This window comes from Pseudomonas sp. HMSC076A11 (genome assembly GCF_001810205.1).
In the GTDB taxonomy this organism is placed as follows: Bacteria; Pseudomonadota; Gammaproteobacteria; order Pseudomonadales; family Pseudomonadaceae; genus Pseudomonas; species Pseudomonas aeruginosa.
In genome coordinates this window covers 39,407-47,285 of the sequence record NZ_KV800282.1, presented here as the reverse complement: position 1 = coordinate 47,285, position 7,879 = coordinate 39,407, and the positions used below count along the sequence as shown (strand labels likewise).

Genomic DNA, 7,879 nt, shown 5'->3' with positions numbered 1-7,879 from the left:
GTAGCCGTCCTCGTCGCGGCGCGCGCCGTCGCCGCTGAAGTAATACCCGGGGTAGGGCTTGAAGTAGGTGTCGATCATCCGCTGGTGGTCGCCGTAGACGCTGCGGATCTGACTCGGCCAACTGGCCTTGATCGCCAGTACGCCGCTGCCCGCGCCGTCGATTTCCTTGCCTTTCTCGTCGAGCAGCACGGGTTGCACGCCGAAGAACGGGCGGGTAGCCGAACCTGGCTTTAGCGCAGTGGCGCCGGGCAACGGGGTGATCAGGATGCTGCCGGTCTCGGTCTGCCACCAGGTATCGACGATGGGGCAGCGCTTCTCGCCGACCACCTGGTAGTACCACTCCCAAGCCTCCGGGTTGATCGGCTCGCCCACCGAGCCGAGCAGGCGCAGGCTGCTGCGCGAGGTCTGGCGGACCGGGGCGTCGCCTTCGCGCATCAGCGCGCGGATCGCGGTCGGCGCGGTGTAGAAGATATTCACCTGGTGCTTGTCGATCACCTGCCAGAAGCGCGAGGCGTCCGGGTAGTTGGGCACGCCCTCGAACATGAGGGTGGTGGCACCGTTGGCCAGCGGGCCGTAGACGATATAGCTGTGTCCGGTGACCCAGCCGACGTCGGCGGTGCACCAGTAGACGTCGCCATCGTGGTAGTCGAACACGTACTTGTGGGTCATCGCCGCGCCGAGCAGGTAGCCCCCGGTGGTGTGCAACACGCCCTTCGGCTTGCCGGTGCTGCCGGAGGTATAGAGGATGAACAGCGGGTCCTCGGCGTCCATCGCTTCCGCCGGGCAGTCGGCTGAGGCCGCGTGGAGCGCCTCGTGGTACCAGATGTCGCGGCCTTCGACCCAGGGTATGTCGCCCTGGGTGCGCTCGACCACCACCACGGTAGAGACGTCCGGGCAGTCCTTCAGTGCCTTTTCCACATTCTGCTTCAGCGGGATGTACTTGCCGCCGCGCACGCCCTCGTCGGCGGTGATCACGGTGCGGCAGTCGGCATCGAGGATGCGGTCGCGCAGCGAGTCCGGCGAGAAGCCGCCGAACACCACCGAGTGCACCGCCCCGATACGGGCGCAGGCGAGCATGGCGTAGGCGGCCTCGGGAATCATCGGCATGTAGATGCAGACCCGGTCGCCCTTTTCCACGCCGCGGCTCTTCAGCACGTTAGCCAGGCGGCAGACGTTGTGGTGCAGCTTGCGGTAGGTGATGTGCGCGGATTCGCTGGGGTTGTCGCCTTCCCAGACGATCGCGATCTGTTCGCCGCGGCGTTCCAGGTGGCGATCGATGCAGTTGTAGGCGACGTTCAACTGGCCGCCCTTGAACCAGGTGGCCTGGCCTTTCCTCAGGTCGCCGTGGTGGACGCTGTGCCAGGGCTTGAACCAATCGAGGAAGGCCTTGGCCTGCTCGCCCCAGAACTCGTCGGGGTTCTCGACGGATTGGCGGTACAGGCGCTGGTAGTCGTCGTCGTTCAGGTAGGCACGCTGGCGGACGGCGTCCGGCACCGGGTGGACGCTGATCTCGAACATGGCGGTTTCCTTTGTTTTTCTGCTCCGCAAGGTGTCGAGAGACCGCACGCGGCCCCTCTCCAGGTTCGACCAAGGGTGGGCCAGGCGAGAGCCATGTTCAAGTGCCAAAGGCGCGAGCGGGGAAGGCGCCGGGGTCAATCGCCGGACGGAATGAAAAAGCCCGGCCTAGGGCCGGGCTTTGGGGAGAGGCGGATCAGCCGCGATGGCGGCCGCGGAAGAAGTCGATCAGGCCTTGGGTGGAGGCGTCCTCGGCCGGGGTTTCCTCGCTGCCGACCAGACGCGAATAGACACCCTTGCCGAGTTCCTTGCCAAGCTCCACGCCCCATTGGTCGAAGGCGTTGATGCCCCAGAGGATGCTCTGTACGTAGACCTTGTGCTCGTACATGGCGATCAGCGCGCCGAGGCGGCGGGCACTGATGCGCTCGACCACCAGGGTGTTGCTCGGTCGGTTGCCCGGGATCACCTTGTGCGGCGCCAGGCGCTGCACTTCGGCTTCCGGCAGGCCCTTGGCGCGCAGTTCGGCCTCGGCCTCCTCGCGGCTCTTGCCGAGCATCAGCGCCTGGCTCTGCGACAGGCAGTTGGCGTACAGCCACTGGTGATGGTCGGCCACCGGGTTGTAGCTGCTCACCGGGACGATGAAGTCCGCCGGGATCAACTGGGTGCCCTGGTGCAGCAACTGATGGTAGGCGTGCTGGCCGTTGCAGCCGACACCACCCCAGATCACCGGCCCGGTGCCGCTGGTGACCGGCGTGCCGTCCTGGCGCACGCTCTTGCCGTTGGATTCCATGTCCAGTTGTTGCAGGTGGTCGGTGATATTCCGCAGATAGTAGTCGTAGGGCAGGATCGCGTGGCTGTTCGCGCCCCAGAAGTCGCCGTACCAGACGCCGAGCAGGCCGAGCAGCACCGGGATGTTGCGTTCGAACGGCGCGGTCTGGAAGTGCTGGTCCATGTTGTAGGCGCCGGACAGCAGTTCCTTGAAGTTGGAGATGCCGATGGACATGGCGATCGGCAGGCCGATGGCCGACCACAGCGAGTAGCGGCCGCCGACCCAGTCCCACATGGGGAAGATGTTTTCCTCGCGGATGCCGAAGGCGATCGCGGCTTCCTTGTTGCTGGAGACGGCGATGAAATGGCGGTAAAGCTCTTCCTCGGTGCCGCCCTGGGCCAGGTACCAGGCGCGTGCGGCCTGGGCGTTCTTCAGGGTTTCCAGGGTCCCGAAGGACTTGGAGGAAACGATGAACAGGGTGGTCTCGGCGTTCAGGCGGCTGGCCAGTTCATGGAACTCGCTACCGTCGATGTTCGCCAGGTAGTGGCAGCGCACGCCTTTCTGGGCGAACGGCAGCAAGGCTTCGGATACCAGTTGCGGGCCGAGGAAGGAGCCGCCGATGCCGATGTTCACCACGTCGGTGATCGGCTTTTCGGTATAGCCGCGCCACAGGCCGTTGTGCACGTAGCCTACCAGCTCGGTCATCTGGTGCAGGACGCGGTGGACTTCCGGCATCACGTCGACGCCATCGACCAGCACTTTGTCGCCGATCGGTCGACGCAGCGCGGTATGCAGTACCGGCCGGCGCTCGGAGGCATTGATCGCCTCGCCGTCGAACATCGCCCGGATCGCGTCGCTCAGCCGTGCTTCCTCGGCCAGCTTCACCAGCAGGTCGATGGTGTCCTGGCGAATCAGGTTCTTCGAGAAGTCGAGGAACAGTCCACAGGCGCTGAAGGAAAACCGCTTGAAGCGCTCCGGATCGTCGATGAACGCCTGGCGCATCCTGAAGTCCTGCAGTTCCTGGCGATGGGCGGCCAGGGCGCGCCAACTGTCGAGTTGCGTGGCATCCAGCGGAGTGAGGTGGTGCTTCATGGCTGACCTTTTGGTTGGAATTCGATGGCGCACTTATTTGAACATGAAAAAGCCCGGATGAAACCGGGCTTTATCCAGAGGGGGCGAGGTCAGGCGACCTGTATCGGAATCGCCTCGCTGGTATGGCTGAGCTGGTTGCCCGGCGCCATGTACAGCATGCGCGGCTTGTGGCTGGCCAGTTCGGCTTCGCTGTAGTGTGCGTAGGCGCAGATGATCACGCGGTCGCCGACCTTGGCCTTGTGTGCCGCGGCGCCGTTCACCGAGATCATCTTCGAGCCGTTCTCGGCGCGGATCGCATAGGTGGTGAAGCGCTCGCCGTTGTCGACGTTGTAGATCTGGATCTGTTCGTACTCGCGGATTCCGGAGAGGTCCAGCCAATCGCCGTCGATGGCGCAGGAGCCTTCGTAGTCGAGGACGGCATGGGTGACTTCGGCGCGATGCAACTTGGCTTTGAGCATGATGGCGTGCATGGGGCGACTCCTATCGGGTCCGCGGGGGGCGGCAGAGTATGGCGAGTCCGTGGTGAGCGCTCAAGCCCCCGGGAACCGGGGGCTCGGCATGCGTCAATCGAGGTGGACTGAGAGGTTGTCGATCAGCCGCGTACTGCCCAGGTAGGCGGCGACCAGGATCACCAGTTGGCGGTCGCCGGGTACCCCGGGGCGCAGGCTGATCGGCTCGCGGATTTCCAGGTAGTCGGGGCGCAGCCCGGCCTGTTCCAGGGCCTGGCGGGCGTCGGCGAGCAATGCCGGGAAGTCCTCGGCGCCGGCGCGGATGCGTTCGCCGAGCTGCCGCAGGGTGCGGTAGATCGCCGGGGCGGCGGCGCGCTGCTGCTCGTCGAGGTAACCGTTGCGCGAGGACAACGCCAGGCCATCGGCGGCGCGCACCGTCGGCTCGCCGAAGATCTGCACCGGCAGGTTGAGGTCGCGGACCAGCTTGCGGATCACCGCCAACTGCTGGAAATCCTTTTCGCCGAACAGCGCGAGGTCCGGCTGGACCATGTTCAGCAGCTTGCTGACCACGGTCGCCACGCCTCCGAAATGGCCGGGACGACTGGCGCCGCAAAGACCTTCGGAGACGCCGGGAACATGGATGCGGGTCTGCCCGTCCATGCCGTCGGGGTACATTTCCTCGACGGTCGGGGTGAACAGCAGGTGGCAGCCGGCTTCGAGCAGGCGTTCCTGGTCGGCTGCGAGGGTTCGCGGGTATGTGTCGAGGTCTTCGCTGGGGCCGAATTGCAGCGGGTTGACGAAGATGCTGACGACCACGAAGTCGGCGCGTTCGCCGGCTTTCTTTACCAGCGCGGCATGGCCGGCGTGGAGGTTGCCCATGGTCGGCACGAAGCCGATGCGCTTGCCTTCGCTGCGGGCGCGCGCCACCGCGGCGCGCAGTTCACGGACGGTCTTGACGGTGTTCATGCGTTGAATCCGTGTTCGGCGGCGGGGAAGGACACGTCCTTGACGGCGCGGACATAGGCCGCGATGGCGGCCGGGATGCTCTCCTGGCCTTGCATGAAATCCTTGACGAACTTGGGCGAGCGGCCGGTCAGCGAGAGACCGAGCATGTCGTGCATGACCAGCACCTGGCCATCGGTCGCCGCACCGGCGCCAATCCCGATCACCGGGATCTTCACCGCCTGGGTGATCTCTTCGGCCAGCACGCTGGGCACGCACTCCAGCAGCAGCATGGCGGCGCCGGCCTGCTCCAGGGCGATGGCATCGGCGCGCAACTGGCGCGCCTGGGTTTCCTGGCGGCCCTGGACCTTGAAGCCGCCGAACAGGTTGACCGCCTGCGGGGTCAGGCCGAGATGCGCGCAGACCGGCACGCCCATCTGTGCCAGGCGGGCGATCGGCTCCGCCAGCCAGGCCCCACCCTCCAGCTTGACCATGTGTGCGCCGGCCTGCATCAGGCGGACCGCGTCGGCAAGGGTCTGGGCCACGGAATGGCTGGATTCGAAGGCCAGGTCGGTGACGATCAGGGAACCTTTGTTACCGCGTTTCACGCAGGCCGTGTGATAGGCCATTTCCTCGTTGCTGACCGGCAGGGTGCTGTCGTGACCCTGCAATACCATTCCGAGCGAATCTCCGACCAGAAGCACGTCCACGCCGGCCTGGCTGGCGGTGTGGGCGAAGGTGGCGTCGTAGCAGGTCAGCATGGCGATCTTCTCGCCGCTCTGCTTCAACCCTTGCAGGGTGGTCAGGGTTACATCAGGCATGGAAAGGCTCCTCGTTGGGCCGGTGATGAGCCGGCGCGGGGCAAACGGCCACTTATAGTCCGGATGGGGTGGCTCGAAGTCAATTGCAGGTGTTACCGCATTGTTACGGCGTTACTGCCACTGCCGAACGCCGCGCCGCCTGCGGTTGCGCGCGCAGTGTACGCCCATCCGCGGCGTCCTTCGTCAGCTTTTCGATAACAGTGTGAAGAGCCCGCCGCGAGGTATCCGCGCAGCGGCGGGCAGGCAGGGTCAGGCGCCCGGAAGGCGTTCGATGCCCTCGAACGGACAGGCCGCGAGCAGCTCCGGCAGGTGGCGGCCATCGGGCAAGCGCAGGTCGGGGGCGAGATCGGCGAGGGGATAGAGCACGAAAGCGCGCGCCTGCATGTGGTAGTGCGGCACCTTCAGGCGCGGCAGGTCAAGCAATTGTTCGCCGAACAGCAGGATGTCCAGGTCGAGCGTGCGCGGACCCCAGCGCAGGTCGCGGACGCGCCCTTGTTCCAGTTCGATGGCCTGCAGGGCGTCGAGCAGGTCGAGCGGCGCCAGGTTGGTGTCGAGGGCCGCCACGCCGTTGACGAAGCGCGGCTGGTCGGCGGGGCCGAGCGGGTCGCTGATATAGAGCGGCGAGACGGCGACCAGGCGGGTCTCGGGAAGCCGCTCGAAGGCATCGAGGGCAGCCTGGATCTGCTCGCGCGGTTCGGCCAGGTTGCTGCCCAGCGCCACGTAGACGCGCTGGATCATTCGCCGCTTCCGCCGCTGCCTTCCTTGCGCGGCCCGCGGCGCCGACGGCCGCTGTTGCCGCCGCGGCGCCGCTTGCGCGGGGCGCTGCCGTCTTCCTGGCTGACCAGGTCGCGGATCATGTTGCGCCGCTCGCTGTCGCTGACTTCCTGGTAATCGGTCCACCATTGGCCGAGTCCTTCGGTTTCCTCGCCGGCACTTTCGCGCAGCAGGAGGAAGTCGTAGCCGGCGCGGAAGCGCGGGTTTTCCAGGAGCAGGTCGGCGCGCTTGCCCTGGCGTCGCGGCAGACGTTCCTGCATATCCCAGATCTCGCGGATCGGCAGGGTGAAACGCTTGGGAATGGCAATCCGCTGGCACTGTTCGCTGATCAGTTCGTGGGCGGCTTCCTGCATCGCCGGGATGGCCGGCATGCCTTTCTCCTGCAACTGCGCGACGCGCGCCGGCAGGGCCGGCCAGAGCAGCGCGGCGAAGAGGAAGGCCGGGGTTACCGGCTTGCCCTGGCGAATGCGCGCATCGGTATTGGCCAGGGCCTGGCGGATCAGCTTGCCGGTGTAGTCGGGGTTGGCCTGCAGTGCCTTGGCGCTGGCCGGGAACAGCGGCGCGAACAGTTCGTACTCGACCAGCAGTTCGAAAGTGCGCTCGGCCCGGCCGGCGAGGAACAGCTTGAGCACCTCGTCGAACAGGCGCGCCGAAGGGATTTCCCGCAGCAGCGGGGCCAGCCGGCGAATCGGCGCGGCGCTGTGCTTCTCGATTTCGAAGTCGAGCTTGGCGGCGAAACGTACCGCCCGCAGCATCCGCACCGGGTCTTCCAGATAACGCTGCTCCGGATCGCCGATCAGGCGGATCAGGCGATTGCGGATGTCGTGAACGCCATTGGCGTAGTCCAGCAGCCGCTCGCTGGTGACGTCGAAGTACAGGGCATTGATGGTGAAGTCACGGCGCTGGGCGTCGTCTTCCAGGCTGCCATAGACGTTGTCGCGCAGGATGCGGCCGCTTTCGTTGCTGGACGCGCGGCTATCGCCATCGTCCTGGCCTTCCGGATGATGGGCGCGGAAGGTGGCGACCTCGATGATCTCGCGGCCGAAGTGCACGTGTACCAGTTTGAAGCGGCGGCCGATGATCCGCGCGTTGCGGAATTCGGCGCGGACCTGCTCCGGCGTGGCGCTGGTGGCGACATCGAAGTCCTTGGGAGCGATGCCGAGCATCTGGTCGCGTACGCAGCCCCCGACCACGTAGGCCTGGTAGCCGGCCCGCTGGAGGATCTCGACGACCTTGACGGCGTTCCGGCTGAACTGGTCCCGGCGCAGGGAGTGCTGGTTGTTACCGATGACTTCCGGGGTTGTACGGACGGCGCGCGGACGGCGCAGGGGGGAACGAATGGTCTGGATCAGCTTTTTCAGCATGGATGTGTTATCGGGAGCACGATGTGGGTGATTGCACGCCTGCGTTGCTCAAACAGGACGGACGTCGGGTAATGCTGCGGCATTATCAGGACCTCTCGGGCGAGGCGTGTTCTGTACCCGTTGAATGTTTGGCCCCGCGACGCACAGGGCGTC

At 65.9% G+C, this 7,879-nt stretch carries 7 protein-coding genes; all 7 read right to left on the bottom strand.

All coding sequences use genetic code 11. The annotated features are described in order from the left end of the window. The coding region (gene acs, locus HMPREF2716_RS06485; protein ID WP_049263567.1) for an acetate--CoA ligase at positions 1-1,518 on the bottom strand (1,518 nt) is incomplete at its 3' end. A gap of 193 nt (positions 1,519-1,711) precedes the next feature. After that, entirely contained in the window at positions 1,712-3,376 is a 1,665-nt protein-coding gene (gene pgi, locus HMPREF2716_RS06480) for a glucose-6-phosphate isomerase (RefSeq protein WP_003100194.1), read from the bottom strand. Positions 3,377-3,465: 89 nt separating this feature from the next. Continuing rightward, positions 3,466-3,846, bottom strand: coding sequence for an aspartate 1-decarboxylase (gene panD, locus HMPREF2716_RS06475; RefSeq protein WP_003095150.1), 381 nt, complete (start codon positions 3,844-3,846; stop codon positions 3,466-3,468). 93 nt (positions 3,847-3,939) lie between these two features. Next, positions 3,940-4,791, bottom strand: a complete 852-nt coding sequence (gene panC, locus HMPREF2716_RS06470) for a pantoate--beta-alanine ligase (protein WP_023105604.1) — start codon at positions 4,789-4,791, stop codon at positions 3,940-3,942. Further along, complete coding sequence (gene panB / locus HMPREF2716_RS06465; protein ID WP_003095147.1) at positions 4,788-5,588, bottom strand: 3-methyl-2-oxobutanoate hydroxymethyltransferase; 801 nt, start codon at positions 5,586-5,588, stop codon at positions 4,788-4,790. Before panB ends, panC begins: the two co-directional genes overlap by 4 nt. A gap of 249 nt (positions 5,589-5,837) precedes the next feature. Continuing rightward, entirely contained in the window at positions 5,838-6,326 is a 489-nt protein-coding gene (gene folK, locus HMPREF2716_RS06460; protein ID WP_003095144.1) for a 2-amino-4-hydroxy-6-hydroxymethyldihydropteridine diphosphokinase, read from the bottom strand. Further along, complete coding sequence (locus HMPREF2716_RS06455; protein WP_003095142.1) at positions 6,323-7,726, bottom strand: polynucleotide adenylyltransferase PcnB; 1,404 nt, start codon at positions 7,724-7,726, stop codon at positions 6,323-6,325. The genes folK and HMPREF2716_RS06455 overlap by 4 nt, the downstream gene beginning before the upstream one ends. Positions 7,727-7,879: the final 153 nt, after the last annotated feature.